Genomic DNA, 26,128 nt, shown 5'->3' with positions numbered 1-26,128 from the left:
TATTTTTTTATTTTTCTTATTTCTTCTAAAGGCTCCATTATTATTCTCCTTTCAAAATATCTATTTTATAAATTTTACTAAAAATCCAAGTGTTTTAATCACGGCCCTTATAATTAACGTTTTCTTTAATATTCAGAGCTAGCTATGCTCTTTTTATAAACTCTATTCAAAGCAAAATATATTACAATGGGAAAAATAACCATAAGGAATATTATTATAAGGTGAATATTAGACTTTTGATAATTCTGTAAATTAGAAAATATCCCTTCTAAAAGAATAGAAGAAAGTATATTGCCAGAGTATATTGGGAATGAAATTCCGAATATTAGAGTGCCTAAAGATGAGATAGTTCCTATAGCACCTTTTTTACAAAGTATATAACATCCAACAAGACTTATTAAACTAATATAAAAAAATATTTCTTGTGTACTATTGAATGGGTAAATATCACCAAGGTGGATTTCGATAGTTTCTCTTATAATAGAGGATATTACAAGTAATGTAACTAAAAGAGATAAGCAAATAGTTGAAATTTTATAACTTTCTAATTGTTCTCTTTCATCTTCGCACTTACTAGAATTGGTAATACTATGCATCACTTTTTTTATAAGATTAGAATCATTCATTTTTATTCCTCCTCAAAAATATCATTTAGAGTTTTACCTAATGCCCTACAAATAGCAAGGCACAATTTTATAGTAGGATTATAATTACCAGATTCAATCATGCCTACAGTTTGTCTTGATGCACCAATGATTTCAGCTAGCTTTTCTTGTGATAGGTCTTTTTCAACTCGAGCAATTTTCATTTTAATATTTTTCAACCACATCACCTCTTATAATTAAAATTGTAATATATAACACTTAAAATCTCAATTATATGTTGCATAAAGGCATATATAATTGATATTATTAATTTTTTTACTATGAAATAAAGTAAATATGCTTTTTAATGTATAATTAAATAGGTGATGAGTAACATCAATTATTAATTGATGTTACTCAATTGTTAAGCGAAGTAAGAAATCAATGGGATTTGTATATCCTTTTGAGTAAAATAATAATAAATGGATAGGAGAATGTATATAATGTATAAATGTTGTATTTTTGATTTAGATGGTACTTTAGTAAATTCTATTAAGGCCATTTCCTATACTACTAATTTAACTTTAAAAAAGTATGGATTAGGTTCTATAGATGAAGATCAGTATAAAATTTTTGTTGGTGATGGATATAAAAAGTTAGTTGAAAGGGCTTTAATTTATTGTGGAGATAAGACCTTAATACACTATGAGGATGCACTTGTTACTTATATGGAATATTTTAAGGTTCATTATATGTATGAAGTGAAAGCCTACGATGGAATTAAGGACATGCTACATTATTTGAAAAAGAATAACATCAAAATTGCTGTTTTATCTAATAAGCCTCATGAAAGAACTATTGATAATGTGAGAGGAATATTTGGAATTGAATATTTTGATAAGATATATGGTGAAAAGGATGATGTTAAGAGAAAACCAGATCCAGAAGGTGCAATTATTACTGCTAAGGAACTTGGAATTTTAACAGAACACTGTTTATATATAGGAGACACTGATACTGATATGAAAACTGGAATTGGAGCTGGAATGGATACTATTGGTGTTACTTGGGGATTTAGAAATCGTGAAGAATTAGAGAGCTATAATCCCAAGTATGTGATTGATAATCCAAATGAAATTATAGATATAATAAATGATCATAGGTCAAAAATTGATAACTCTATATGCATTTAAATCGATCATTTAGTAAGCTTATAAAGTAATTAAAAAGGATCATTTCGCATGGTTAGAATGCGAAATGATCCTTTTTTAGTTCTTTTCTTTGATTTATATTCTCCATAATATCAAGGTTTTTATTATTTATTTTTAATTGCGTTAACAATTAGGAATGTACAAAGAACTGTAATGACACAGAGTGTATAAATGAAGGCTTGACCTATATTTTTTATTAAGGTTTTTTCTGTATTTTTCATTTAAGCATCTCCTTTAAAAATATTTATATTATAAATTATACCAAAAAACTAAGTGCTTTTATACTGAAGGTTAATAGAGATTTAATAATATTAGAAGTATAATTTATAATAGTGTAAAGAAAAAATATATAAAAATTTTCAAATTACATTGAACTTTTTTCAAACTTCCACGTTTAATAAATGAAAATAGAAAGTAGCAAACAGTAATAAAGGGGCAAAATCTATGAATATAGAAAATCAAAATGAAGAAAATTTAATATCAAGATCTAAGGATGGGGATAGATATGCCTTTGAGATATTGATTAATAATAACTTTTCAATTTTAAAGGGTTATGTATTAAAACTCACCTGCAATAAAGAGTTAACTGAAGATATTGTTCAAGATACCCTTCTTGCAGCTGTCATTCATATAGATTCATTTACTCCTAATGCTAAATTTTCAACCTGGTTAATAAAAATTGCAACAAACAAATATATGGATCACTTAAGAAAGGTTAAAGAAACAGACATACTATTAGATGTGATTCCATCCTCTTATTCTTTGGAGGATGAAGTGATTAAAAAAGAAGAATTACATGATGTTTTAGAAATATTAAAAGAGATGCCTAATGATAAAAGAACTGTTTTTATATTAAAACATTATTATGGATACAGCTATGAAGAAATTAGTGCAATAGTAAATTGTCCCATTGGTACTGTACGTTCAAGGTTACATTATGGAATAAAAGAAATTCTATCAAAATTTAAGGGAGGCAGATAACATGAAATCTTTTGATGATTTAGATAAAAATATTGATAAGTACTATGAAAGGTCACTAGATGGTGCTACCTCTGATAGATTAGAATTAAAAGCTATTTTGGATAAGATGTCTCTTGCAAATCATATAGAGGACAATATATCAGTGCCTATTGATATAAGTTCTATTGTAGAGAAGGGACAGCAAATACGTCTAAGCACTAAGCTGCGAAAGGCTACATTTAAGTTCTTATTAGTGGCTATATTATTTGCTACTGTAATTGGAGTTATGTCTATAAAGCTTTCAATATCAGTAATAATGGTATCCCAATTTGGAATGTTAATAGTATTACTAATAGTAAATTCAATTCTTTTAAAGCAAAAAGCAAGGAGGGAGGTTCAGTGACATCAATTGAAATAATCACTTTAATCGGCGCCCTCATACTTGTTACTATTCAAGGAACTATTATTTTTAGGGATGCCATAAAAAATAATATTCCAAATCCTTGGATTTGGGGGGGTATTGGACTAATGAATATTCCATCCTCAGCTATAATCTATCTAATATATAGAAAGTTATATTTTAAGAAGAAAAATAAGAAATAGAGGAGATTTATATTATGGATATAGATTTTACACTTTTAATACCAATATTAGTCCTACAAGTTATTTTTTCAATTTACTGTTTTATGATAATAGCAAAAAATCCAGTGAAATTCATACCAAAATGGGCTTGGATAATATTATGCCTTAATTCAGTTGGATGTATTGCCTTTTTGATATTAGGAAGGGAACAAGAGTAATGAATATGAGAGAAGAGACTAATGAATATACTTTAAAGCTTGAAGGCGTAAATAAAAACTACACTAATGCTCAAGTCCTTAAAAATATAAATTTAAAGATTCCCCAGGGAATTATTTACGGATTTATTGGCGAAAATGGAGCTGGTAAATCCACTACTATGGATATAATCTGTGGATTAAAAAAGCCTTCTTCAGGAAAGGTTATCTTTTGTGGAAAGGAGCTTAATTATGATGATGAGAGAGAATCCATAGGATGTCTTCCTCAGCAACCTAAATTTTATTCTTATATGAAGGTCAGGGAATATTTAGATTTTATACTTTCCCTTTCTCCTTCAAAGGAAACAAGCTTCTCTAGAGATGAATTGCTTTCAATCGTTGGGCTAAAGGATGCCTCAAATAAAACTGTGAAAACTCTTTCAGGAGGTATGCTTCAAAGGCTTGGGATAGCTGTTGCTATATGTAATAACCCTAAGCTTGTTATATTAGATGAACCTACTTCGGCATTAGATCCTGAAGGAAGACGAGAGGTTATGAATATAATTAAAGGCTTAAAGGAAAGGGATATGACGGTATTTTTTTCAACACATCTCTTAAAGGATGCAGAAAATATATGTGATTATATAACCATAATTCATAAGGGGGAGATTCTTACTTCAACTACCCTTTCTTCTCTTAAAGAAGAATATTCATCCTGCTATTATGAGGTTGTTTTTGATGGTGATAGAGAAAAGAAAAACTATCCACAATTTATAAAAAGTATTGAACAAAATGAGGAGAAAACTTTAATTTTTGTGGATAACTCTTTAAAAGATGAAAGGGAGTTATTTAGATATTTATTATCCTTAAATACTCCTATCAAATCCTTTGTGAAAAAAGAGGTATCCTTAGAAGATATTTTCTTTACTCTTATTAAAGGAGGTCCTTTGAAATGACATTTAAAGCATATATAAAAAAAGAATTTATAGAGGCTAAAAGAGAGAATAAACTAATGATACTATTTATGGGCTTCTTTTTCTTCGCATTGTCAACGCCTCCAATGCTAAAGCTCACACCAAAACTTTTGGAAAAGCAGTATGGAACTGAAATGTCTAGTCTTTTTAAAACCTCAGCACTTGACTCAGTGGCAAATTATTTAATTAGCACTTTGCCTCAACTTTGTATATTGGTTTTATGTCTTACACTAGGTGGAATTTTATGCAATGAAATCTCTAAGGGAAGTATCATATTACCTATTACAAAGGGAGCAAATAAATCTTCTATAGTAATAGCAAAATTCAGTTTTTATGGAGTCGTTATATTTATAATAAGTACTATATCTGTAATTACAAATATATATTATTCCTTTATTGTTTTTCAAGAAGATTTACCTTCTATAAAAGCAATACTAATATGTTCTACTAATGTTTATATTTATCTGCTATTTATTCTTTCATTAATATTTTTATTTAGTAGTTTATTTAAGAAATCCATGGGGGCTGCATTATTATCAATGGGTATAAATATAGGGTTAGTACTTTTAAACACATTTAATTACTCTTTTAATCCTTTTAAACTTATATCAGAAGGGGGAAAGCTCTCCTCTCAGTTCGCTATTGAACCACTTATAATAACTAGCATATTAACTATTTTAGCTATTTTAGCTTCTATATATATTTTTATAAAAAAGGAAATGGAAGCTTAAAATTAAAGGGAATATTTTATAAATAATAATGAAGGAGAACCTCCAGTTGATGGAGGTTCTCCCTATTTTTATATTTTTCTATATCGTTTTAGTCCCAAGATATTTAAAATAGAAAACACTATAGCAAATAAAAGTAAAATAATCAGATCAAATTGTATATCACTAAAAGTATGTCCCTTAACTATTATTCCTTGCAAGGATTGTGCTCCGTAGTATAAAGGCATGACGTGTGCTATATTTTGAAGCCAGGTTGCCATATTTTCTACAGGTATTAGGCCAGTAAAAAATATTTGAGGAACGACTACAAGAGGGATAAATTGCATCATCTGAAATTCTGAATTAGCGAAGGTAGATAATAATATCCCAAAGGATAGAGCTACGAAGGCTATCAAAATATTGGTTAGTAATACTAATAAAATATTTCCTTCCATTCTTATGTTTAATACATAAACAGAAAAGAGAACCACTATTATAGTTTGTATAATGGCGAATAATCCATAGCCTAATAAATAACCAAATACTATTTCACTTCTTTTAATTGGGGTTGATAATAACTTTTCTAGGGTCTTTGAAGTACGTTCTTTTAATAAAGATATTCCAGATATTAAAAATACAAAAAAGAATACAAAGAAACCTATTAAGATAGGACTCAGGGTATCAAAGTAAGATAAATCCTCATCTGCATAAATATAATTGCTTTCTATGGATATAGTACCCTGACTTTTAGAAAAATCATTGTTTATTTGTGATAACTTATCAGTTAAGCTATTCATTTGTTCTTTTGCTAAAGATCCTTGAACCTTTGCTTTTATTTGTGCACTGTCAGAGGGTGAGCTATTTTCATAAGTTATAGATAATTTATCATTATCTTTATTTATAAAAGCTTTTAAATTGTCATCTTTTATCTTAGACTCTATGTTTTCAATGGTATCGTATTTTACAATTTCAATATCATTTGTTTCAAGTTCCTCATTAAAACTTGCGCTTGTATTGTATACTCCAACCTTTAATTTAGAGGTATTATCTGAATTGAATAAAAAATTAACCAAGGATAAAAGTATTAATGGAGCAATCATCATAAGGGCTAAAGTTCTTTTATCTCTTATAGTTTGAAGTATTATTCTTTTTATTAATGCCATTATTATCATCTTAATTACCTCCTATAAAAATATTTCTTCTACTGTATTTACATTAAATTGTTTCTTTAATTCATCTACACTTCCAGAGGCTATAATTATTCCTTCACGAATTAAAACTAATTTATCACATTTCTCAGCCTCGTCCATAACATGAGTTGTTATTATAATAGTTTTACCTTGAGCTTTTAAAGCCTTTAATTCATTCCAAATAGTAAATCTTAGCTTTGGATCAATGCCAACAGTAGGTTCATCTAATATAAGAAGTTTAGGATCTTGTATTAAGGAAATTGCTAGGGATAATCTTCTTTTCATACCTCCTGAATAATTACTTACCTTTTTTGATAATTCATTTTCAAGATTAACAAGTTTTGTTGTGTATTCTATTCTCTCTTTAGTTTCATTTTTAGATAATTTGAATAATTTAGAGAAGAAATCTAAGTTTTCTTCTCCCGTTAGTTCTTCATATAAAGCATCGGATTGTGCCATATATCCGATATCATTTAGTACTTGAAGATTTGGAACCTTTTCGCCTAATAATTCAATATATCCGCCATCTACTTTCTCCATACCAATTATTGATTTTACAAGGGTGGTTTTTCCACAACCTGAGGGACCAATAAGACCTAGAATTTCACCTTCCTTAACTGTTAAGCTTATATTATTTAAAATAATGTTCTTAGAAAATTTCTTTACTATATTTGAAACATTTACTATATCCATTTTTATCTCCTTTTAATTAACATTGTGTTGATTAACTGCTACTATTACCATTATAATAAAATTGAAATATATAACAATAAGCAGTATAAGTTGATTTGTTGATTAATATACAGATAAGAAGAATGTGTCGAGTATTTATGTTCTTGGGGGAGATTTTATGGATAGAAGAAGTGCTAAAACTGAAAAATTGCTGAAAAATGCTTTGATAAAGTTAATGATTGAAAAAGGATTTCATAAGATAAGCATAAAAGATTTAACAGAAGAAGCGGATATTAATAGAGCTACTTTTTATCTTCATTATAAAGATAAGTATGATATGTTAGAACAATGCGAAAATAAGATTCTAACAGAAATTAATGAAGTTATAGATAATATAGCTAAAAAAAATCCTAACAATTTTATACTACCTTCTGATAAAGAAAAGTTATTACCAGTTTTTACTTTTGTATATAGTTATATAAAAGAAAATGCTGATTTTATAAAAGTTATATTAGGACCAAATGGTGATTTGAGTTTTCAAATGAAGCTTAAAAATTTTATAGAAGGCTGGTTATTTAAAAATATATCTATTAATCATGAAATTGATAAAATACCTATAAAATATATTTTCACTTTCGCCTCCTCTGCCCAATTAGGTATTATTCAAAAATGGCTTAAAAGTGGTATGGAAGAAACGCCACAGGAGTTAGCATCTATTGTGAGTGATGTGATAGGTTCTGTATATAATGGGGTAGTTGCAGATATTTCGATTTTAGAATAAAGATTTTCTAGTGTTGTTATTAAAAGAGTATAGAGCTTAATCTTTGAGAAAAGCAGATAATAACGCTAAATAATACAACTCATAGGATAGTATAATGATATATATATAATAGAGAAGATATTTTTATCTAGTTAATAAATAATTAACGTAAAAAGGGCCAATAATTTTTATTGGCTCTTTTAATATTAACCTATGAAATTAGTAATCGTAGTGGGGTTGTTTTATATTAGAAAAAGCAATAGAATTAACTATAATATTATGATGAAGAATCAGAAGACAAACTTAATAAATATCATAGGAAGAGTAGGCGAAGATTGTGAAAGATATTACGTATAAATACATAAATTATAAAGATGAAAAGTTTAAGCAAGTAATGTATCTAAGATACTATATACTTTTTGAGCCATACAATAAGATTGAGAAATACAAATATGATGATTTAGATAGTATAAGTATACACTTGGTAGCATTAGATAAAGACAAGGTTATAGGATATTCGAGAATGACTAATACAAATGGTAAAGGAAAGATTACTAATGTACTTGTTAGTATAGAGTATGTAAACAGAGGGATTGGATTTGAAATGATGAAAAAACATATTATTAAGGCTAAAGAAGATAATATGAGTTACATATACTTAAGTGCTAGGTTAGATACTGTTAATTTCTATAAAAAAGTAGGATTTCAATGTGAGGATAAAGTTAGGATATCTGAGAGAAGTGGATTACCATTACAAAAGATGTATATAAGTTATTTATAGGTTTCCTTTAAAATAATATCCCAATTTTCAATAGTACATTGTGCAAGTATTGGATCATACATAATACCTATATTCTTTTTAATTTCTTCTTTGCAAGTATCATTATCTAGAGCTTTTCTATAAGGTCTATCAGTTTTCATTGCATCGATGGAGTCGCATATAGCTATAATTCTTGAACCATATGGGATATCTTCATCCTTTAACATATTAGGGTATCCTTTTCCATCCCAACGTTCATGGTGACAAAGAACTATTTGAGCAACGTCCTTTAAAAGTTTTGATTTTATTAATATATTATATCCTATCTCACTATGTTTCTCTAAAATGGCCCACTCTGTATCAGTCAGCTTTTCTTTTTTATTTAAAATAGCATCTTGTATTCCGATTTTTCCAATATCATGTAAGTGAGCTGCTATATGTATGATTTCCTTAGTGTTCTCATCTAAGCCTAATAATTCACATACCTTATAAGCCATATTACTGACTCTTTCTGAATGTCCAGATGTATATAAATCCCGTGATTCTAATGCTGTAATCATACTATCAATTATGTCATGATAAAATTCCTTTTCAGTATATTGCAATTTAGTTCATCTCCCTTTGCAATGATGTTAATATTGATTATCAATTGCTATAATTTATTATAATGCAATCTAGAAAATTTTACTAGTAAATTAATTAAGGAGATTTTAAAAATGCAATATAATTCTAGATGACGTAGAGATAAAGAGTAAAAATCAAGCTGTATGTAAATGAAACAGGTATTGAAAAGTCCTCAGGGTATTTAATTAAATTTACGTTATATAATGTTTTAGGGCTTATTATATTTGTAGTAATAAATTTTTTGCTGCTGAGATTTAACCTAATATAGAATAAAGGAATATTACTGACCTAATATTCCGTGAAATAATAGTTTCTGAATATCTTCAATATAACCATCAGGTACAATCGAATAATCAGTATTACTTTCAGCTATTGAAATGGCTTCAATAAATTTGAGGATTGTTTCAGTAGCTATTGTTTTATCTATTGCACCATCTTTTTTTCCAACTTCAATATACTCTCTAAAAAGTTCAAACTTTTCTTTGTTTATAAATTCATTTATAAGTTTCATTAAGGCTTTATCATTTAGAGCTTCATTAGTAAAATACTCACTTAGGGATTTATTTATGTGATCAGAGCATAAAGATAGAGCTTTTGCTACTTTTTCTTTAAAATCCATTTTCGATAGAAGTATCGCTCTCGCTGATGCGATAATTTCAATCATTAGGAAGTTAACACATTCACCAACTAAGGCATCTTTATTACCAAAATAATTATATATTGAAACTTGTGATACATTAGCCTTTGAAGCAATTTCTTTAATACTTACATTTAAAAATCCCTTCTCTTTGAATAATTCTTGGGCAACACTGATTATGGTTGCTTTTTTTTTGTTTGTTCTTATTTCATAATTATTCATTTTGTCCTCCCACTGTTAAATTCTTCTCCAATTATAACATAATAGTTTTGAAATATAAAAAATGAAGTTCAAAACTATTGAACTGGAAATGATTGTGTAATATAATAGTTTTGAAATATAAAAAATATATTTCAAAACTTTAGGGGGTTGGTAAATTGAAAAATATAATATTCTATTTTAGTGGAACTGGAAATAATTTAGCTGTAGCAAGGCATATAGCAAAAGAATTAAAGGATACTGAAGTGATTCATGTTTCAAATTTGGAAAAGACTATAACAAGTGAATCAAATTATGAAAGAATAGGTTTTGTATTTCCTGTTTATTATTCGCATATGCCTAGAGCCATGAAGGAAATTATAAGTAAGGTTGAGTTTGGATCTACTAAATATATTTTCGCAGTAATTGCTCATGCGGGCTCTAGAGGGATGGCAATGGGGGACCTCAGAGAGGAAATAAATAAACAACGCGGAAAGTTAAGTGCTGAATTCAGGGTAAGGATGCCTGGAAATTATATTGCAGAATACGAAGCATTCCCTAAATTTGTGTGCAACTTTTTATATAAAATGGAACAAAGTAAGATATTAAAAATTAGTTTAAAGATAAAAAGAAAAGATACTACAGATATTATAAAACCTGGTATAGTGGCTAAATTATTTGAGAAGAGTTCAATAAAGGAAATAAACAATTTTAAAAAGAAAGATGAAGAATTTAAGGTTAATAATAAGTGCATGCATTGTGAAGTCTGTAAAAATGTTTGTCCTGTAAATAATATTGAAATGGCAGATGGTAAACCTAAATGGAATAACAACTGTCAACAATGTATGGCATGTATTCAATGGTGCCCAGCTCAGGCTATTGAATATTCTAATAAAACTCAAAATAGAAAGAGGTATTCTCATCCGGAAATTAAAGTTGGGGATATTATTCAAGATTTAAGGAAAAAGATAGAGGTTAAAGGTTATGAATAAAAAAAACAAAAAGAATATTAGAAATAAAATTTTAATTGTAATCTTATCAGTTATCGTAGGAGGTACTATGTTGTTTTATAAACCTATAGAAAGTTATCTTATTGATCAAAGCAAAAACCCATCTGGATTTGTAGGTGCAGTGATGACGAAAATATGGAATCTAACATTTGAAAGAATGACAAATTGGGCAATAGGTAAAGTGAATATAGAAGAAGATGATTATATTTTAGATGTAGGTTGTGGAGGTGGTAAAACAATAGATAATGTGGCCTCTAAAATTAATAATGGAAAGGTTTATGGAATTGATATTTCATCAGAATCAGTAAGTGCTTCAATTAAGGAAAATAAAAAGAATATTGAAACTGGGAAAGTTGAAATTTTAGAAGCGGATGTAGCAACATTACCTTTTAATGATAATTATTTCAATAAGATAACAGCAATTCAAACTCATATATATTGGGGTCAATTAGAAAAAGGATTTGAAGAAATATATAGAACATTAAAAAGGGATGGAGAATTTCTCCTTGTATGCGAAAAAGATAAAATTGAATACCATATGACTGCTTATAAAGAAAATGATGAAATGGAAGCACTATTATATAGGACAGGATTTAGTGATATAAAAATATATGAGAAGGATAACTGGATAGCTTTTATTTGTGAAAAGGCTTAATGTAAGTGCTGCCTAGTTTTTTGTGAACTTAAGCATTAGGAATATATCTAAAGAAATCGGTATTAGTTCAGAATTGATGTTTTATTATTTTGAAAGTAAAGAAAAGTTATATATGCCCCTTTTGAAAGAAGCTTTAAAGGGTATTGGAATAATAGAAAAAATACCTGAAAGTCTATCACACATACAAATATTTGATGGGATTACGAAGACAATATTAGATATTTTCTCGAGAGCATCTGCAACAATAATAATGACTTTTGTATCACCAGAAATTTTTGAGATGATGAAATTAGCAATTAGTTAGCATAATAAAACTACTCTTGCTTTGATTAAAATATAATCTTCCATCGGATTATAGAGCTTAAAAAGATTGAAATGAATCACTAAAATATAGATTATATTTTAGTGATTTAAAATAAAAAAGCTATTGACAATCAAAATAAAACAAGCTATTATAAAGATAGAAAGTTAAACGCTTACAAATAAATATTGTGATTGTTACTGATTAGATCAGGCGAAACCTTAAATAATGAGAAGAGATATTATTTGTCTCTTTTGATTAGTTAGGGTTTTTATATTCTAAATTAGTATAATAGGATAGAGGGGTGATGGGATAGGGATGATAATAAAAAAAATATTTAATAATAATGCCATATTAGCTAAAGAGTCAGGTAAACATGAATTTGTTGTTATGGGATGTGGAATTGCATTTAAAAAGAATATAGGGGATGAGGTAGAAGAAACTTTAATAGAGAAAACCTTTATTCTTAAACAAAAAGATGCTTCAGAAAAATTCAAATTATTATTAGAAGATATTCCTACAGAACACGTTTCGCTATGCTACGATATTATTGAATATGCAAAAAATATATTAGGCGTTGAATTAAATGACTATATATATGTTACCCTTACAGATCATATTAGCTATGCAATAAAGATATTTGATGAAAAGCTTAATCGTCCAAATGGATTGATTTGGGAAATTAAAAAGTTCTATCCTAGAGAATTTCAAATTGGATTAAAATCACTAGAGCTTATTGAAAGTGAAACTGGTAAAAAATTACCAGAAGATGAGGCAGGTAATATAGCTCTTCATTTAATAAATGCACAAGTTAATGATTCAGGTAATAAAATGCAAGATATTACTAACCAAACAAAAATGATTAAAGATATATTAAATATTGTTACTTACACCTATAATGTTATACTTGATGAAAAATCCCTTAACTATGAAAGGTTTGTTACACATTTAAGATTTTTTTTCCAACGATTAAATAAAGAGGAAAAAATAGAAATAGAAGATGATTTTTTGCTAAATCAAGTTAAAGTAAAGTATAAAAATGCTTATGAGTGTATGCTGAAAATAGAAACATATTTAGAGAAAGAATTATCAGAGGAAGAGCAATTATATTTAACCATTCATATTCAGCGTGTGACTCAAAGATAAATTAAATAAATTTTAGGATTGTTACTGGTAAAGCAGGCGAGACCGAGGTAGATAGAGTATTAATATATACTATCTACGAGGTCTCGCTTTTTTTTAATATAAAAACAGATAAAAGAGGAGAGATATATTATGAAATATGAAAAATTGGCAAAAGACATTATAAAAAATATTGGCGGTAAAGAAAATGTTAATAGTTTAACGCATTGTATTACCCGTTTGCGTTTTAAATTAAAGGATGAAAGTAAAGCAAATACAGAAATTTTAAAAGATATGGATGGCATTGTAACCGTTGTGAAGAGTGGTGGACAATATCAAGTGGTTATTGGCAATCATGTGCCTGATGTTTATGATGAGGTTGCAGCTATTGGTGGATTTTCAGAATCTTCTTCAGAATCATCAGAGGAAAAAGTAAATCCATTTAATAAATTTATCGATATTATTTCAGGTGTATTTACTCCAACATTAGGTGTGTTAGCTGCAACAGGTATGATTAAAGGATTTAATGCATTATTTATTGCTGTGGGATTGTTTGGTAAAGAATCAGGGACTTATCAAATCTTAAATATCATAGGCGATTGCTTATTTTATTTCTTCCCTATTTTCCTTGGATATACTGCAGCTAAGAAGTTTAAATTAAATGAATTTATTGGTATGGCAATAGGTGCATCACTAGTTTATCCTACATTAGCAGGATTAACAGCACTTCCAGCTGAGCCATTATATACATTGTTTGCAGGTACAATAATTGAATCACCTGTATATATAACTTTCTTAGGGATTCCAGTTATATTAATGAGTTATGCTTCAAGTGTTATTCCGATAATTCTAGCTACGTTTATAGGTGCTAAAATAGAAAAAGGATTTAAGAAAATCATACCAGATGTGGTAAAAATATTTATAGTTCCATTTTGTACATTACTAGTAACTATTCCTTTAACATTCATAGTTATAGGGCCTATTGCAACTTGGGCAGGTAAATTACTTGGAGCAGGAACAATTTCAATATTTAGTTTAAGCCCAATTCTTGCAGGGGTGTTCTTAGGTGGATTTTGGCAAGTATTTGTAATTTTTGGATTACATTGGGGACTAGTTCCTGTGGCTATGAACAATTTTGCTGTATTTGGAAGTGATCCAATTTTAGCTTCTGCTCTTGGAGCTTCTTTCGCACAAACAGGTGTAGTATTAGCTATATTAATTAAAACAAAAAATAAAAAGTTAAAATCATTAGCAGTACCAGCAGTTATTTCAGGAATTTTTGGTGTAACAGAGCCAGCTATTTATGGTATTACATTACCTCGTAAAAAACCATTTATCTTAAGTTGTGTTGCAGGTGCAGTAGGTGGTGGTATTACAGCAATATTTGGTACTAAAACACTTATGATGGGTGGACTTGGAATATTTGCAATCCCAAGTTATATTGGATCTGCAGGATTCGATACAGCATTCTATGGTGCAATTATTGCTATTGTAGTAAGTTTTGTATTAGGTTTCTTATTAATGTTTTTTGGTGGATTTAAGGATGAAGAAACTAAAGAAGAAAATAAACAAAATGTATTAGTTAAGCAAGAAACAATAATTAGTCCATTAAAAGGTGAAGTTAAATCTTTATCTGAAGTAAATGATGAAGCTTTTTCAAAAGGCGCATTAGGTAAAGGAATTGCAATTGAACCAACAGAAGGTAAGATAATTGCTCCAGTAGATGGAGTCTTAACAACATTATTTCCAACAGGACATGCTTTAGGAATTACAAGCGAAAATGGAGTTGAGATATTAATTCATATAGGTATGGATACAGTTAAATTAGAAGGTAAATATTTTACTCCTAAAGCTACACAAGGAGATAGAATAAAAGCTGGTCAGGTACTATTAGAATTTGATATTAAATCTATACAAGCAGAAGGATATTCTTTAACAACACCAGTAGTAATTACTAATTCCGGTAATTACCTAGATATTATTGAGACAGATAAAAAGACTATTGATTTTAAGGAAGATTTATTAACAGTAATGATTTAGTGAAAATATAAAGGTGAATATTCAAAGTAAAATCCATAGGGTTTCTTTATTGAATATCCTATGGATTAAAAAAATATTAAATTTTGGAGGAAAGAAATGAAAAATAATATTAATAAATTACCAGAAGGATTTTTATGGGGAGGAGCTACTGCTGCTAACCAATGTGAAGGTGGATATTTAGAAGGAAATAAAGGATTATCTACAGTTGATGTAATTCCTATAGGAAAAGATCGTTTTCCTGTAGGGGTAGGTAAATTAAAAATGATAGAATGTGATGAAAATCATTATTATCCAAGTCATGAAGCTATTGATTTTTATCATCATTACAAAGAAGATATAGCATTATTTGCAGAAATGGGATTTAAATGTTTTAGATTATCTCTTTCATGGGCTCGTATATTCCCTAATGGAGATGATGCTCAGCCAAATGAAGAAGGTTTAAAATTTTATGATGATGTGTTTGATGAATGTTTGAAACATGGAATTGAACCATTAGTAACTATAACTCATTTTGATGTTCCGATGAACTTAGTAAAGACAATTGGTTCATGGAGAAGCCGTAAGATGGTAGGTCATTATGAAAGATTATGTGAAGTAATATTTAATAGATATAAAAATAAAGTAAAGTATTGGCTTACATTTAATGAAATAAATATGTTGCTCCATTTACCATTCATTGGTGCAGGTTTAATTTTTGAAGAAGGCGAAAATGAAGAAGCTATAAAGTATCAAGCAGCGCATAATCAATTAATTGCAAGTGCAAAAGCAACTAAAATAGCTCATGCAATAAATCCAGAATTTAAAATAGGATGTATGTTAGCAGCTGGAAATACATATGCAAATACATCTGCTCCAGAAGATGTATGGAAGTCTATGGAGAAAGATAGAGAAAACTACTTCTTTATAGATGTACAATCTCGTGGAGAGTATCCATGTTATGCAAAGAAAATGTTAGAGAGAATGGACATTAATTTAGAAATGGAAGAAGAAGACGAAAAGTTATTGAAAGAAAATACAGTTGACTTTATTTCCTTTAGTTATTATGCTTCTCGTTTAACTAGTGCAGACCCAAAAGTAAATGCAGGGACAGAAGGCAATGTATTTGCAACATTAAGAAATCCATACTTAAAAGCAAGTGAATGGGGATGGCAAATTGATCCACTAGGACTTAGAATTACCATGAATGCCATGTATGATCGTTATCAAAAACCATTATTTATTGTAGAAAATGGCCTGGGTGCTGTAGATATCCAAGATGACAATGGTTATGTAGAAGATGATTATCGTATTGAATATTTAAGAGAACATATTAAGGCAATGAAGGATGCAGTTAATGAGGATGGTATAGAACTTATGGGATATACTCCTTGGGGTTGTATAGATTTAGTAAGTGCATCTACAGGAGAGATGAAGAAAAGGTACGGCTTTATATATGTAGATAAAGATAATGAAGGAAATGGTACTTTAAAAAGAACTAAGAAGAAGAGTTTTGATTGGTATAAAAAAGTTATAGCTTCAAATGGAGAAAGTCTAGAATAATTTAAGTAAAAATAAAGAATTAGAATTTTATGAAGGGATTAATCTTCATAAAAATTCTAATTTTTTTTTTATTAAGGACTATTCTATTTATTTAAATATAGTCTATTTAAATACCTTAACACGAGCTTCAAGTGGTTGAAATTCTTTTTCACCTGGTTCTGCTGTTGGTTTTCCAAAAGGCATTTGTGCAATGAGTTTCCAATTGTTTGGAATAGCCCATTCTGTCTTTACATCAGCTTCAATTAGCTCATTATAATGTTGTAATGATACTCCAAAGCCTTCAAGTTCTAATGAAGTCCAAATTACATATTGATGCATTCCACTTGATTGTTGAGACCAAACTGGGAAATTATCTTTATAAAGAGCAAATTGTTCCTGAAGTGATTCAATTACACTGTTATCTTCGAAGAATAAAGCTGTACCATATCCACTTTGGAATGAATTTATCTTTTCTTCAGTAGCGCTAAATTGATCAGCAGGGACTATTTTCCTTAAAGATTCTTTTGTAATATCCCATAATTTATCGTGGTGTTTTCCCAGTAATAAAACTACTCTTGCGCTTTGAGCATTAAATGATGATGGGGTATGCTTTACAGCATGTTCAATAACTTCTTTAATCTTCTCATCAGAAATTACCCCTTCCTTACTAATTCCGTAAAATGATCGTCTGTCTGCTACAGCAGTATAAAAATCCTTTTTCATATTATTTTCCTCCAATTTTATTTTTAATATTTTTTTGTTATCTATAAATAAAAGTTAATGTATTACAATTTAAAAATCTTAATCTTGCTTATTCATTTCTATAATTAAAATATGAGAAATTACTCTTGCTTTAATTATAATATCCTCTTAAATAATTTCCATTCCATCTCTATCAGCTAATTCAATATTATTTATTGTAGAGGTTCCTTCTATATTTCTTAACATTTTACATATCTCCTTTCAAACTTTATCCACACATTTAACTGCTATGAAAGTAAAGTTCTGCTATATATATTATTATTGTATGAGCTTTAAAAAAATTATTAACATTATTTATTATAGTAAGTTATATTTAGTAACTAACTATAAATTTATTATCACATATACATTTTCATTAGTCAATAGATAAATAAAATATATATAATAATCTAAAAGGATTATACTTTTACATAAAAAAATAAAGAATCTCCTAATTTTAATAGGAAATTCTTTATTGAATCCTTACAAGCATTTTCATTAGCTCCATTTTTCTGCCCACTGTTGAATTTCATCCATAGCAGCCTGAAGTTCAGTTCCTTTTTTTGTGAGTTCATATTCTATACGGACAGGAGTTTCTGGATAAACAGTCCTAATAATAATTTTTTCCTTCTCAAGCTCCTTAAATCTTTCAGTAAGCATACGAGCACTCATATTAGGAATTATTTCTGATATCTCAGAAAATCTTTTCTTTCCACTTAATAATGTTCTTATAATTAATCCAGTCCATCTTTTTCCCAATAATTCAAAAGCAGATTCAAACTTTGGGCACATGTGATATTTATCCATGTCAAATCACCACCTGGTACTATTTTATCACATATAGTTAATAAAAGTAAGTGGCTTATTTTAGTATACCAACTTTAAAGATAGCAGTATTAATAAAAAAAGATGTTGCAATATATATATATATATGTTATTATGAATAAGTAGCAGAAATGTTACGAAATAAAAGAAGTTTCATTTGGATAATTAGTTTCTCTTAATTCAGGGATTATTATCAATTTAGAATCTTTAAATTTAGGAGGAATAATTATGACAGATAAGACTATAATATGTAAAGATTGTGGTGCTGAATTCATATTCTCAGTAGGAGAACAAGAATTTTACAAAGAAAAGGGATTCGAGAACGAACCAACAAGATGTATTTCTTGTAGAAGAGCTAAGAAAGAACAAAATAGAAGATAATTTTAGATTGTTACAAAGCTGTAGTTTATACTGCAGCTTTTTTTTGCGTGGAATTTTAATAAATTGGGAATAAATAAATAATTTGCAATAGCTATATAAGCTTTATTTTAATATAAGAGCATGTTAAAATAAAGCTTATAAAGCCAGTAGTAGTTGAGTTCATTTGTTGGGACAAGCTTATAATCTTTGCTTAATTTCAAATGATATATTAATGTAAAAATCATAGTAAAAGTTTAAGTTTCTAAATAAACAAAAAAATATGGTGGGTGTAAAAAACATGAAAAATATTAAAAAGATAGGTGCTTTATTTTTAGGTTTGTATTATATATTAAGTTTAAATATTAATTTAGCTAATGCGAAAGAGATAGATGTAAATAACATTAGCAATAATGAATCTAATAAAATTATTATTAAATATAAAGAGCCTCAGGAAGAGTTAAAGGTTAATACTGATTCATCAAATAGTATCAAATCCATAGAAAAAATAAATGAAAAAGTAGATATAATAGATACCAATAGTTCTGAAGATAAGAAAAAAGTATATGATGACTTAAAATCAAATCCTAATATTGAAAAAGTAGAAGAGGATAAATTATTAAAAATTGAGGCAGTGCCAAATGATCCGAAGTATACAAGTCAATGGTACATACCTAATATTAACTTTCCAAAGTTGTGGGATTATAATATTATTTCTAAGAAAAATGTAACAATAGCAGTGATAGATTCAGGTATAAATTATAATCATGAAGATCTTAAAGGGATGATTTTAGATGGAGGATATAATTTTTACAATAATAGTACAGATGTTTATGATGATAATGGTCATGGAACAGGGGTAGCTGGAATAATAAATGCTAATTCTAATAATTCAAAGGGAATAGTAGGACTTCAGTCTAATATGCCTATAAAAATTTTACCTTTGAAAACTTCGGATAGTAATGGATGGAGTTATCTTTCAGATATGTTAAGGGCTGTAGAGTACGCTATAGAAAAAGATGTAGACGTTATTAATTTGAGTATGGGTAGTAGTTACTACTCTGAGATTGAGAATGAAGAAATTCAAAAAGCTATTAATAATGGGATAGTAGTTGTAGCATCTGCAGGAAATGATGGAGATTCTTCCTATGAGTATCCTGCATCCTACGATAATGTTATCGCTGTAGGAGCAACTGATCAAAATAATAATAAGGCTGGATTTTCGAATTATAATAATAAAGTATCATTAAGTGCACCGGGGCAAAATATATTAACTACTAACCTTTCAGGAGGCTATAGTTATTACAGTGGAACATCATTTTCTACACCTATTGTATCTGCAATGGTAGCTATTATAAAAAGTGTAAGGCCAGATTTAAGTCCACAGGAAATAAAGAGTATTTTACAAAATAATTCATTAGATTTAGGTACTGTTGGACGAGATAATTATTTCGGTTATGGAAAAGTTGATGCTTATAAGAGTATAAGTAATGTGCTTGCACCACAATCAATTAAAATACAGCAAGACAATGTAAATATAAATATAAATGAGACAAGCTTATTGACTGCAATTATAACTCCTGATGATGTTATTGATAAAAATATTATATGGAGCAGTAGTAATGCTGGTATAGCTATGGTGGATCAAACTGGAATTGTAAAAGGAATTTCAATGGGAGATGCTACGATTACTGCAAAAACAAAATTAGGGAATTTAATTTCAATAGCTTCTGTACATATAATAAATTCAAATGTGTTAAGTGTAAAATATCAAAGCCATGTTGAAAAGATAGGTTGGCAGAATTATGTGAATGATGGAAAGTTAGCTGGAACAGAAGGACAAGAACTTAGAATGGAGGCATTAAAAATAAATTTAGAAAATGCACCAGCTGGAGCAAAGATAAAATATCAAGTCCATGTAAAAAACATAGGATGGCAAGATTGGGTATATGATGGGAAATTAGCTGGAACAGAAGGGAAAGCTCTTAGAGTAGAGGGGATAAGAATAGTTCTTGAAAATGCTCCAGGATATAGTATAGCTTATGAAGCACATGTACAAAATATAGGATGGCAAGCTTGGGTATACAATGGAGAGTTATCAGGAACTACGGGAAAAGGTCTTAGAATAGAGGCACTTAAAATTAAGGTGGTCAAATCTAGTGATGTTCCTATGGGAGTTTCATACTCATCCCATGTTCAAAACATAGGATGGAATCAAACTGTTATAGATAATGAATTATCAGGGACACAAGGGCAAGGATTTAGAATGGAAGCATTGAAAATAAATTTAAGAAATGCACCAGAGGGAGCAAAGATAAAATATCAAGCACATGTCCAAAATATAGGTTGGCAAGATTGGGTATATGATGGAACTTTAATTGGAACACAAGGCAGATTTCTTAGGGTCGAGGGAATAAAAATGGTGCTTGAGAATGCGCCGGGATATAAAATAGTCTATCAAGTACATGTCCAAAATATAGGTTGGCAGAATTGGGTATATGATGGAGAATTAGCTGGAACTACAGCAAAAAGTTTAAGGCTAGAAGCTATTAGGATAAAAATTGTAAAGAATAGTTAAGGTATTTAGAGATAATTACTATAAGAAAGAGCCTGATAATTCAGTAATGAATTTTTATCAAGTACATAAATTAAGCCCTCCAAAGATATGGAGGGCTTTTTTAAATTAGTTCAATATTGAATTCTTCAAGAACAACCCTAATTTCTTCCCCGGGCATCTCATCTGTTATTATATAATCTATATCATCTAAAGTTGCAAATTTATAATTACCATCGAAATGAAACTTTCTATTCTCCATAATTATATAGTTCTTTTTTCCAGAATCAAGAACTGCTTTTTTTGTAATTCCATCTTCAATTTCAAAGTTAGTTAAACTTCGGTCAAAAACATCAACACCACGGAGGCCTATAAAAGTTCTATCAAATTTATAGTTTGATATAAATTCTATTGCTGATATTCCAGTAAAACCACCAAGATACTTATTTACAACTCCCCCAGATGAGATTACTGTTATATTATTTTCTTTAGAAAGTACATTAAGAATTTCTAACATATTGGTTACTACAGTTAGTCTTTTTTTACTTTTGGCAAGAAGCTTTGAAAGTAATAGGTTAGTAGTAGACATATCCAGAAAAATAGTTTCCCGTTCTTGTATAATATTGAATGCTTTCATAGCGATGATATTTTTCTTTAAAATATCAATATCCTTTCTAAGAGTAAAATCATAGTTATGAGAGGATTCTCTTAACTGAACAGCACCATCAGAGGTTCTTTTTAAATGTCCTTGGGTCTCAAGTACATTTAAATCTTTTCTTATGCAATCTTCTGTAACATTAAATTTTGAACTGAGATCTTTAACCTTTAAGTTCCCTTGAATTTTAAGTATTTTTAAAAGCTCTTCTAGTCTTTCTTCATCAAACATATCAGAACCAACTCCTTCTCTTTTTGAAATTTTCATAAATACACCTCAAGAATCCTAGTGATTCTTATTGAAAGGTCGTTAATTATATTATATAATAATCTCAAATAATAGACAATAAGAAAAATATATACAAAACAGTTTAAAAAACACCATATTATTATGATAGTTAGGGGAAGAATACAGAGATGATGAAATATTTACAATCAACAACAGTTAAGATAGCAATATCAGCTACAATAGCTATTCTTATATCAAATTATATGGGATTAGAATTTGGAGTAACTTCAGGCATAATCGCAATATTAAGTATTCAGGATACAAAGAAAGAAGCTTTATTAGTTGGAGGTAGAAGAATAATATCCTCCACTTTAGCTATACTTTTATCCTTCACTTTATATATAGTCTTTGGAAATAACCCCATAGTATTTGGAGTATTTTTGCTTATATTTATACCGATAACTAAGATTTTAAAAATAGAAGAAGGAATGGTTATTGGGGCAGTATTATCAACCCATCTTTTAATAAGTTTAAATATTGATTTTTCTTGGATTATAAATGAAGGTAAGTTAACAATAATAGGAATTGGAGTTGCAATGCTGTTTAATTTATATACAGCATCACTAGAGAAAGATTTTGAAAAGAATAAAGTGAAAATAGAAGAACAATATAGATTAATATTATCAGATATGGCAGTAAGTTTGGTTACCCAAGCTGTACCGATTCATGAACAAGAAGTATTCTTCAAGGTTGAAGAACTAATTAAAGATACTAAATTTATGACACAAAGAATAAATAACAATCATTTATTTAAAGATGATAATTATTATATAAGTTATATTGATATGAGAACAACACAGTTAGATGCTATAAAAAGAATGAAAAGACATTTTTCAAGGTTTTATATGACCTATGAACAAACCAGAATATTATCAGAATTCACAAGTAATGTTGCAATGAATATTCATGAAGATAATGATTGTATTCAGCTGATTAATGAGATGTCTTTCCTTAGGAAGGATTATGAAATGATGGAACTACCACAGAGTAGGAAAGAATTTGAAAATAGGGCTTTGTTATTTCAATTTTTAAATGATTTAGAGGATTTTTTGATTATTAAGAAGGAATTTAAAGAAGTTTTTGCTAATGAGGTCGGGGTGAGATATCATGTTAAGAAAAATTAAATATCCTATATTGTTTCAAGGAGATCTTAAGAAAAAACATTATTTTGAAGGATGGTACTATAAACAAATTTCACAGGATGAGAGAAGAGTTATAAGTTTTATACCTGGAATTAGTTTATTTGATAATGATGAGCATAGCTTTGTTCAATACATATTTGTCCGTATGGATGAAAACAACAATAGAATAACAAAAACAGGATATTTAAGATATCCACTGGAAGCTTTTAAATTCAAGGATAGTCCTTTCAGTGTACAGGTAGGAGAGAATATTTTTTCGGAATCTATGGTTTCAGTAAAACTATTAGATGATGAAATAAATATAGAAGGAACTCTAGAATTAGGAGACTTTACTCCTATTGAGAAGTCTATTTTAATGCCAAATATAATGGGATTTTTCGCGTACATTCCTAAAATGGAATGTTATCATGGAGTTATTAGCATGAATCACAGCCTTGGTGGGATATTAAAAATTAATAATGAAGATGTAGATTTTACTAAAGGAAATGGCTATATCGAGAAGGATTGGGGGACCTCTTTCCCTAAAGAATATATGTGGATACAATGCAATAATTTTAAGAATAAAACTGCTAGTATTTTTGCGTCTATTGCAGATATACCCTTTATGAAGAAAGCTTTTAGAGGATTTATATGTAACTTATCCCTAGATGGAAAAGAATATAGATTTGCAACTTATAATAATAGCAAGCTGAAAATTGATAAAATAACTGATAAGAATGTAATGTTATCATTAGAAAATAGTGAAGCGATATTAAAGGTAGAAGCAATTTTAAAGGAGGCGGGAGAATTAATAGCCCCACAAAAAGGTAAAATGCAAAAAGTAATTAAAGAGGAATTATGGGGAGAAGTGAAAATCCATTTATATAATAAACAAGATTATAGTATTTATGAAGACGTTGGGTCTATGGCTGGGATTGAAATTGTAGGATTTTAACTGTCAGAGTATTTTATATAAAGGGACCATCTCAAAATTGAGATGGTCTTTTTAAAAGAGGGAGTTAATAAGGTTTATTTGCCACCGGCCATATTATAAAGCATACGTTCTCGTAAAATTGATGTGTCTTTTCCTAAAATTTCAGCGATTTTATATGCAAATGGATAAGGTGTTGCCGGTCCTTGACTTGTAATTATATTTTTATCAGCGACAACTACATCTTGTTGGAATATACCACCGATTAGTTTATCTGCATATCCTTTGTATCCAGTAACTTGCTTACCTTCTATTACTTTAGCATCAGATAATACAATTGTACCTGAACACATTGCTGCGATATATTTATTATTTTCATTAAAATATTGAACCATTTCAATTACAGCAGGATTTTCTTTTAAGTTTTGTCCGCCTGGACGACCACCGGGCAAAACAATCATATCATAATCTTTTATTTTATCACTAAAAGCCTTATCAGCTTGAATAGACATATTATGCATTCCTTTTACAAGGTTTTCACCAAAATAGAAAGTATGGCAAGTGATATCGGATCTTCTTAAGATATCAACAATAGTCATAGTTTCGCCTTCTTCAAAACCTTCAGCCATTAATACTGCTACTTTACTCATTCTTAAATCCTCCTTCTATTCTGCGTCAAATGCATTACGATAAACCATACGTTGTTTAACATCTTCACTATCAAAACCTAAAACATCAACTAATTTATATGCAAAAGCATATGTAGTTGCTGGACCTCTGCTAGTAATAATATTATCGTCTACAACAACATTATCTTCTTTGAAGTTACAAGCACCTACCTTTTGATCATATCCTGGATATGCAGTAATAGTTCTTTCTTTAATAATATCAGCTGCTGCTAAAACGAGAGGACCTGCACAGATTGCTGCAATTAATTTGTGTTCTTGATTAAAATATTTAACTAGGTCTAGTACCCTTTCATCTGATGCTAAATTTGTAGCTCCGGGTAATCCACCTGGGAAAACGATCATATCATAATGCTGAATTTCATCATTTATTAATTTATCTGCCAAAACAGTAATATTATGAGAACCTGTAATCATTAAATCACCAGTACTAAACATATCACAAATTATTTCAGCACGGCGAAGGATATCTACAATTGTTAATGTTTCACTTTCTTCATAACCATTAGCTAATAAAATTGCGACTTTCTTCATTTTGTCCTCCTTGTATTTTGTATTAATTACTTTAGTGTTATATTATAATAATTAATAAAGTAAAACAAGAACGCACTTGTAAGAAAGATACTAACTTGGAGGTAAGTATATATGGAAAAAAATAAATGTATAGAAAATCCATCATTTGAATATACATTAAATATTTTTGTGGGCAAATGGAAGATTAGGATAGTTTATTGGCTTGGAAAAAAAGAAGTATTACGTTATGGTGAATTAAAACAATTATTACCTAATATTACACATAAAGTACTGAGTCATCAACTTAAGGAACTAGAGGCAGATAAAATTATAAACAGAAAGGAATATCCACAAGTTCCTCCGAAAGTTGAATATACTTTAACAGAAAAAGGAATAGATTTTATTCCTGTTATTAAGGATTTATGTACTTGGGCAAAGAAAAATAGAGATGATATATAAAGGTAATCTATATAGAGGATAAGTGCTCAGTTACGTAGCCTCTATTTTTGCTCCTATAACTTAAGTGAAATATGTTAAGAAAGTTTGCTTTTATTTTTAAAGGCGGGTGAACTTTTTAAGTCTACTTGTAAATAAAAGTTACATAAATGTAAATAAAATGTGCTTAGAAATTGCAAACTACTCTGTTATGATATCTGTAATCAATACTTTCTATTATTTTATGAACACAACCTGTTTGGGTGAAATTTTATAGAGAAAGTAATGTGTATTAAAGAATAATGTGATGAAAAGGATAAAAG

Annotated in this window: 32 protein-coding genes; 21 read left to right on the top strand and 11 right to left on the bottom strand. The window is 28.8% G+C overall.

The window, feature by feature from the left end:
• Positions 1–125: 125 nt before the first annotated feature.
• Together CLVI_RS03570 and CLVI_RS03565 are read right to left on the bottom strand one after the other, a co-directional pair.
• A complete protein-coding gene (locus CLVI_RS03570) occupies positions 126–626 on the bottom strand; it encodes a hypothetical protein (protein ID WP_106058746.1) in 501 nt (166 codons plus the stop codon).
• A gap of 2 nt (positions 627–628) precedes the next feature.
• The gene (locus CLVI_RS03565; RefSeq protein WP_106058745.1) at positions 629–823 is read right to left on the bottom strand and encodes a helix-turn-helix transcriptional regulator; all 195 of its coding nucleotides are present in this window, start codon (positions 821–823) and stop codon (positions 629–631) included.
• Positions 824–1,087: 264 nt separating this feature from the next.
• On the opposite strand from CLVI_RS03565, the gene CLVI_RS03560 reads away from it, so the two are divergent.
• From CLVI_RS03560 to CLVI_RS03530, 7 genes are all read left to right on the top strand, one after another.
• Positions 1,088–1,777, top strand: coding sequence for an HAD family hydrolase (locus CLVI_RS03560; protein ID WP_106058744.1), 690 nt, complete (start codon positions 1,088–1,090; stop codon positions 1,775–1,777).
• Positions 1,778–2,239: 462 nt separating this feature from the next.
• The gene (gene sigY, locus CLVI_RS03555; protein ID WP_106058743.1) at positions 2,240–2,776 is read left to right on the top strand and encodes an RNA polymerase sigma factor SigY; all 537 of its coding nucleotides are present in this window, start codon (positions 2,240–2,242) and stop codon (positions 2,774–2,776) included.
• A 1-nt stretch (position 2,777) separates the two neighbouring features.
• Positions 2,778–3,158 (top strand): hypothetical protein, encoded by a 381-nt coding sequence (locus CLVI_RS03550; protein ID WP_106058742.1) that lies wholly within the window; start codon positions 2,778–2,780, stop codon positions 3,156–3,158.
• Entirely contained in the window at positions 3,155–3,358 is a 204-nt protein-coding gene (locus CLVI_RS03545; protein ID WP_207655317.1) for a hypothetical protein, read from the top strand. Before CLVI_RS03550 ends, CLVI_RS03545 begins: the two co-directional genes overlap by 4 nt.
• Before the next feature lie 14 nt (positions 3,359–3,372).
• The gene (locus tag CLVI_RS03540; RefSeq protein ID WP_106058740.1) at positions 3,373–3,555 is read left to right on the top strand and encodes a PLDc N-terminal domain-containing protein; all 183 of its coding nucleotides are present in this window, start codon (positions 3,373–3,375) and stop codon (positions 3,553–3,555) included.
• Positions 3,555–4,487, top strand: coding sequence for an ABC transporter ATP-binding protein (locus CLVI_RS03535; RefSeq protein WP_170065577.1), 933 nt, complete (start codon positions 3,555–3,557; stop codon positions 4,485–4,487). Before CLVI_RS03540 ends, CLVI_RS03535 begins: the two co-directional genes overlap by 1 nt.
• Complete coding sequence (locus CLVI_RS03530; protein WP_106058738.1) at positions 4,484–5,236, top strand: ABC transporter permease subunit; 753 nt, start codon at positions 4,484–4,486, stop codon at positions 5,234–5,236. The genes CLVI_RS03535 and CLVI_RS03530 overlap by 4 nt, the downstream gene beginning before the upstream one ends.
• 68 nt (positions 5,237–5,304) lie before the next feature.
• Here the strand turns inward: CLVI_RS03530 and CLVI_RS03525 are convergent, their stop codons facing one another.
• Together CLVI_RS03525 and CLVI_RS03520 are read right to left on the bottom strand one after the other, a co-directional pair.
• The gene (locus tag CLVI_RS03525; protein ID WP_106058737.1) at positions 5,305–6,384 is read right to left on the bottom strand and encodes an ABC transporter permease; all 1,080 of its coding nucleotides are present in this window, start codon (positions 6,382–6,384) and stop codon (positions 5,305–5,307) included.
• Positions 6,385–6,396: 12 nt separating this feature from the next.
• Complete coding sequence (locus CLVI_RS03520) at positions 6,397–7,095, bottom strand: ABC transporter ATP-binding protein (protein WP_207655316.1); 699 nt, start codon at positions 7,093–7,095, stop codon at positions 6,397–6,399.
• A gap of 157 nt (positions 7,096–7,252) precedes the next feature.
• Between CLVI_RS03520 and CLVI_RS03515 the strand changes: the two genes are divergently transcribed.
• The 3 genes from CLVI_RS03515 to CLVI_RS03510 all read left to right on the top strand — a co-directional run bounded on the left by CLVI_RS03515 (position 7,253) and on the right by CLVI_RS03510 (position 8,615).
• The gene (locus tag CLVI_RS03515; RefSeq protein WP_106058735.1) at positions 7,253–7,855 is read left to right on the top strand and encodes a TetR/AcrR family transcriptional regulator; all 603 of its coding nucleotides are present in this window, start codon (positions 7,253–7,255) and stop codon (positions 7,853–7,855) included.
• Positions 7,856–8,047: 192 nt separating this feature from the next.
• A complete protein-coding gene (locus CLVI_RS17650; protein ID WP_207655315.1) occupies positions 8,048–8,191 on the top strand; it encodes a hypothetical protein in 144 nt (47 codons plus the stop codon).
• Positions 8,172–8,615, top strand: coding sequence for a GNAT family N-acetyltransferase (locus CLVI_RS03510; protein WP_106058734.1), 444 nt, complete (start codon positions 8,172–8,174; stop codon positions 8,613–8,615). The genes CLVI_RS17650 and CLVI_RS03510 overlap by 20 nt, the downstream gene beginning before the upstream one ends.
• Here CLVI_RS03510 and CLVI_RS03505 read toward each other — a convergent pair.
• Entirely contained in the window at positions 8,606–9,154 is a 549-nt protein-coding gene (locus CLVI_RS03505) for an HD-GYP domain-containing protein (protein WP_106058797.1), read from the bottom strand. The genes CLVI_RS03510 and CLVI_RS03505 overlap by 10 nt on opposite strands.
• Before the next feature lie 344 nt (positions 9,155–9,498).
• Positions 9,499–10,077, bottom strand: a complete 579-nt coding sequence (locus tag CLVI_RS03500; protein ID WP_106058733.1) for a TetR/AcrR family transcriptional regulator — start codon at positions 10,075–10,077, stop codon at positions 9,499–9,501.
• A gap of 155 nt (positions 10,078–10,232) precedes the next feature.
• Here CLVI_RS03500 and CLVI_RS03495 point away from each other — a divergent pair, with 155 nt between their 5' ends.
• The 6 genes from CLVI_RS03495 (at position 10,233) to CLVI_RS03470 (ending at position 16,720) form a co-directional block, all read left to right on the top strand.
• Positions 10,233–11,045, top strand: a complete 813-nt coding sequence (locus CLVI_RS03495; RefSeq protein WP_106058732.1) for an EFR1 family ferrodoxin — start codon at positions 10,233–10,235, stop codon at positions 11,043–11,045.
• Complete coding sequence (locus tag CLVI_RS03490) at positions 11,038–11,718, top strand: class I SAM-dependent methyltransferase (protein ID WP_106058731.1); 681 nt, start codon at positions 11,038–11,040, stop codon at positions 11,716–11,718. The genes CLVI_RS03495 and CLVI_RS03490 overlap by 8 nt, the downstream gene beginning before the upstream one ends.
• Before the next feature lie 22 nt (positions 11,719–11,740).
• Positions 11,741–12,022, top strand: a complete 282-nt coding sequence (locus tag CLVI_RS03485) for a TetR family transcriptional regulator (RefSeq protein ID WP_106058730.1) — start codon at positions 11,741–11,743, stop codon at positions 12,020–12,022.
• 315 nt (positions 12,023–12,337) lie between these two features.
• Complete coding sequence (licT, locus tag CLVI_RS03480) at positions 12,338–13,165, top strand: BglG family transcription antiterminator LicT (protein WP_106058729.1); 828 nt, start codon at positions 12,338–12,340, stop codon at positions 13,163–13,165.
• Positions 13,166–13,294: 129 nt separating this feature from the next.
• Complete coding sequence (locus CLVI_RS03475; protein WP_106058728.1) at positions 13,295–15,181, top strand: beta-glucoside-specific PTS transporter subunit IIABC; 1,887 nt, start codon at positions 13,295–13,297, stop codon at positions 15,179–15,181.
• Between the two features lie 96 nt (positions 15,182–15,277).
• On the top strand, positions 15,278–16,720 hold the full coding sequence (locus CLVI_RS03470; protein ID WP_106058727.1) for a 6-phospho-beta-glucosidase: 1,443 nt from the start codon (positions 15,278–15,280) through the stop codon (positions 16,718–16,720).
• Between the two features lie 102 nt (positions 16,721–16,822).
• Here CLVI_RS03470 and CLVI_RS03465 read toward each other — a convergent pair whose 3' ends face one another.
• On the bottom strand, positions 16,823–17,422 hold the full coding sequence (locus CLVI_RS03465) for a nitroreductase family protein (protein ID WP_106058726.1): 600 nt from the start codon (positions 17,420–17,422) through the stop codon (positions 16,823–16,825).
• A 516-nt stretch (positions 17,423–17,938) separates the two neighbouring features.
• Positions 17,939–18,247, bottom strand: coding sequence for a winged helix-turn-helix transcriptional regulator (locus tag CLVI_RS03455; RefSeq protein WP_106058725.1), 309 nt, complete (start codon positions 18,245–18,247; stop codon positions 17,939–17,941).
• A 246-nt stretch (positions 18,248–18,493) separates the two neighbouring features.
• Between CLVI_RS03455 and CLVI_RS03450 the strand changes: the two genes are divergently transcribed.
• Both CLVI_RS03450 and CLVI_RS03445 read left to right on the top strand, forming a co-directional pair.
• A complete protein-coding gene (locus CLVI_RS03450) occupies positions 18,494–18,646 on the top strand; it encodes a zinc-ribbon domain-containing protein (protein WP_106058724.1) in 153 nt (50 codons plus the stop codon).
• A gap of 277 nt (positions 18,647–18,923) precedes the next feature.
• On the top strand, positions 18,924–21,200 hold the full coding sequence (locus CLVI_RS03445) for a S8 family serine peptidase (protein ID WP_170065576.1): 2,277 nt from the start codon (positions 18,924–18,926) through the stop codon (positions 21,198–21,200).
• Positions 21,201–21,300: 100 nt separating this feature from the next.
• Here CLVI_RS03445 and CLVI_RS03440 read toward each other — a convergent pair whose 3' ends face one another.
• A complete protein-coding gene (locus tag CLVI_RS03440; RefSeq protein WP_341458733.1) occupies positions 21,301–22,098 on the bottom strand; it encodes a DeoR/GlpR family DNA-binding transcription regulator in 798 nt (265 codons plus the stop codon).
• Between the two features lie 149 nt (positions 22,099–22,247).
• Between CLVI_RS03440 and CLVI_RS03435 the strand changes: the two genes are divergently transcribed.
• Both CLVI_RS03435 and CLVI_RS03430 read left to right on the top strand, forming a co-directional pair.
• Complete coding sequence (locus tag CLVI_RS03435; protein ID WP_106058722.1) at positions 22,248–23,243, top strand: aromatic acid exporter family protein; 996 nt, start codon at positions 22,248–22,250, stop codon at positions 23,241–23,243.
• A complete protein-coding gene (locus CLVI_RS03430) occupies positions 23,227–24,195 on the top strand; it encodes a tocopherol cyclase family protein (protein WP_106058721.1) in 969 nt (322 codons plus the stop codon). The genes CLVI_RS03435 and CLVI_RS03430 overlap by 17 nt, the downstream gene beginning before the upstream one ends.
• A 74-nt stretch (positions 24,196–24,269) precedes the next feature.
• On the opposite strand, the gene CLVI_RS03425 is transcribed toward CLVI_RS03430, so the two are convergent.
• A complete protein-coding gene (locus tag CLVI_RS03425; protein ID WP_106058720.1) occupies positions 24,270–24,821 on the bottom strand; it encodes a DJ-1 family glyoxalase III in 552 nt (183 codons plus the stop codon).
• A 15-nt stretch (positions 24,822–24,836) separates the two neighbouring features.
• Entirely contained in the window at positions 24,837–25,391 is a 555-nt protein-coding gene (locus tag CLVI_RS03420) for a DJ-1 family glyoxalase III (RefSeq protein ID WP_106058719.1), read from the bottom strand.
• A 111-nt stretch (positions 25,392–25,502) separates the two neighbouring features.
• On the opposite strand from CLVI_RS03420, the gene CLVI_RS03415 reads away from it, so the two are divergent.
• Positions 25,503–25,829, top strand: a complete 327-nt coding sequence (locus CLVI_RS03415; RefSeq protein WP_106058718.1) for a winged helix-turn-helix transcriptional regulator — start codon at positions 25,503–25,505, stop codon at positions 25,827–25,829.
• The last annotated feature ends 299 nt before the right edge of the window (positions 25,830–26,128 follow it).

Source organism: Clostridium vincentii (genome assembly GCF_002995745.1).
In the GTDB taxonomy this organism is placed as follows: domain Bacteria; phylum Bacillota; class Clostridia; order Clostridiales; family Clostridiaceae; genus Clostridium; species Clostridium vincentii.
The sequence above is the reverse complement of the archived record's forward strand: the minus strand, read 5'-3'. Positions and strand labels throughout refer to the sequence as shown.

Excerpts from the sequence above, each read along its gene's own strand:
- CLVI_RS03490 (WP_106058731.1), top strand. The coding sequence starts at position 11,038 with ATGAATAAAAAAAACAAAAAGAATATTAGAAATAAAATTTTAATTGTA.
- CLVI_RS03525 (WP_106058737.1), bottom strand. The coding sequence starts at position 6,384 with ATGATAATAATGGCATTAATAAAAAGAATAATACTTCAAACTATAAGA.
- CLVI_RS03450 (WP_106058724.1), top strand. The coding sequence starts at position 18,494 with ATGACAGATAAGACTATAATATGTAAAGATTGTGGTGCTGAATTCATA.
- CLVI_RS03470 (WP_106058727.1), top strand. The coding sequence starts at position 15,278 with ATGAAAAATAATATTAATAAATTACCAGAAGGATTTTTATGGGGAGGA.
- licT (WP_106058729.1), top strand. The coding sequence starts at position 12,338 with ATGATAATAAAAAAAATATTTAATAATAATGCCATATTAGCTAAAGAG.
- CLVI_RS03540 (WP_106058740.1), top strand. The coding sequence starts at position 3,373 with ATGGATATAGATTTTACACTTTTAATACCAATATTAGTCCTACAAGTT.
- CLVI_RS03415 (WP_106058718.1), top strand. The coding sequence starts at position 25,503 with ATGGAAAAAAATAAATGTATAGAAAATCCATCATTTGAATATACATTA.
- CLVI_RS03515 (WP_106058735.1), top strand. The coding sequence starts at position 7,253 with ATGGATAGAAGAAGTGCTAAAACTGAAAAATTGCTGAAAAATGCTTTG.
- CLVI_RS03425 (WP_106058720.1), bottom strand. The coding sequence starts at position 24,821 with ATGAGTAAAGTAGCAGTATTAATGGCTGAAGGTTTTGAAGAAGGCGAA.
- CLVI_RS03560 (WP_106058744.1), top strand. The coding sequence starts at position 1,088 with ATGTATAAATGTTGTATTTTTGATTTAGATGGTACTTTAGTAAATTCT.
- CLVI_RS03440 (WP_341458733.1), bottom strand. The coding sequence starts at position 22,098 with ATGAAAATTTCAAAAAGAGAAGGAGTTGGTTCTGATATGTTTGATGAA.
- CLVI_RS03535 (WP_170065577.1), top strand. The coding sequence starts at position 3,555 with ATGAATATGAGAGAAGAGACTAATGAATATACTTTAAAGCTTGAAGGC.
- CLVI_RS03475 (WP_106058728.1), top strand. The coding sequence starts at position 13,295 with ATGAAATATGAAAAATTGGCAAAAGACATTATAAAAAATATTGGCGGT.
- CLVI_RS03530 (WP_106058738.1), top strand. The coding sequence starts at position 4,484 with ATGACATTTAAAGCATATATAAAAAAAGAATTTATAGAGGCTAAAAGA.
- sigY (WP_106058743.1), top strand. The coding sequence starts at position 2,240 with ATGAATATAGAAAATCAAAATGAAGAAAATTTAATATCAAGATCTAAG.
- CLVI_RS03430 (WP_106058721.1), top strand. The coding sequence starts at position 23,227 with ATGTTAAGAAAAATTAAATATCCTATATTGTTTCAAGGAGATCTTAAG.
- CLVI_RS03505 (WP_106058797.1), bottom strand. The coding sequence starts at position 9,154 with ATGATTACAGCATTAGAATCACGGGATTTATATACATCTGGACATTCA.
- CLVI_RS03465 (WP_106058726.1), bottom strand. The coding sequence starts at position 17,422 with ATGAAAAAGGATTTTTATACTGCTGTAGCAGACAGACGATCATTTTAC.
- CLVI_RS03500 (WP_106058733.1), bottom strand. The coding sequence starts at position 10,077 with ATGAATAATTATGAAATAAGAACAAACAAAAAAAAAGCAACCATAATC.
- CLVI_RS03520 (WP_207655316.1), bottom strand. The coding sequence starts at position 7,095 with ATGGATATAGTAAATGTTTCAAATATAGTAAAGAAATTTTCTAAGAAC.
- CLVI_RS03455 (WP_106058725.1), bottom strand. The coding sequence starts at position 18,247 with ATGGATAAATATCACATGTGCCCAAAGTTTGAATCTGCTTTTGAATTA.
- CLVI_RS03570 (WP_106058746.1), bottom strand. The coding sequence starts at position 626 with ATGAATGATTCTAATCTTATAAAAAAAGTGATGCATAGTATTACCAAT.
- CLVI_RS17650 (WP_207655315.1), top strand. The coding sequence starts at position 8,048 with ATGAAATTAGTAATCGTAGTGGGGTTGTTTTATATTAGAAAAAGCAAT.
- CLVI_RS03445 (WP_170065576.1), top strand. The coding sequence starts at position 18,924 with ATGAAAAATATTAAAAAGATAGGTGCTTTATTTTTAGGTTTGTATTAT.
- CLVI_RS03435 (WP_106058722.1), top strand. The coding sequence starts at position 22,248 with ATGATGAAATATTTACAATCAACAACAGTTAAGATAGCAATATCAGCT.
- CLVI_RS03550 (WP_106058742.1), top strand. The coding sequence starts at position 2,778 with ATGAAATCTTTTGATGATTTAGATAAAAATATTGATAAGTACTATGAA.
- CLVI_RS03420 (WP_106058719.1), bottom strand. The coding sequence starts at position 25,391 with ATGAAGAAAGTCGCAATTTTATTAGCTAATGGTTATGAAGAAAGTGAA.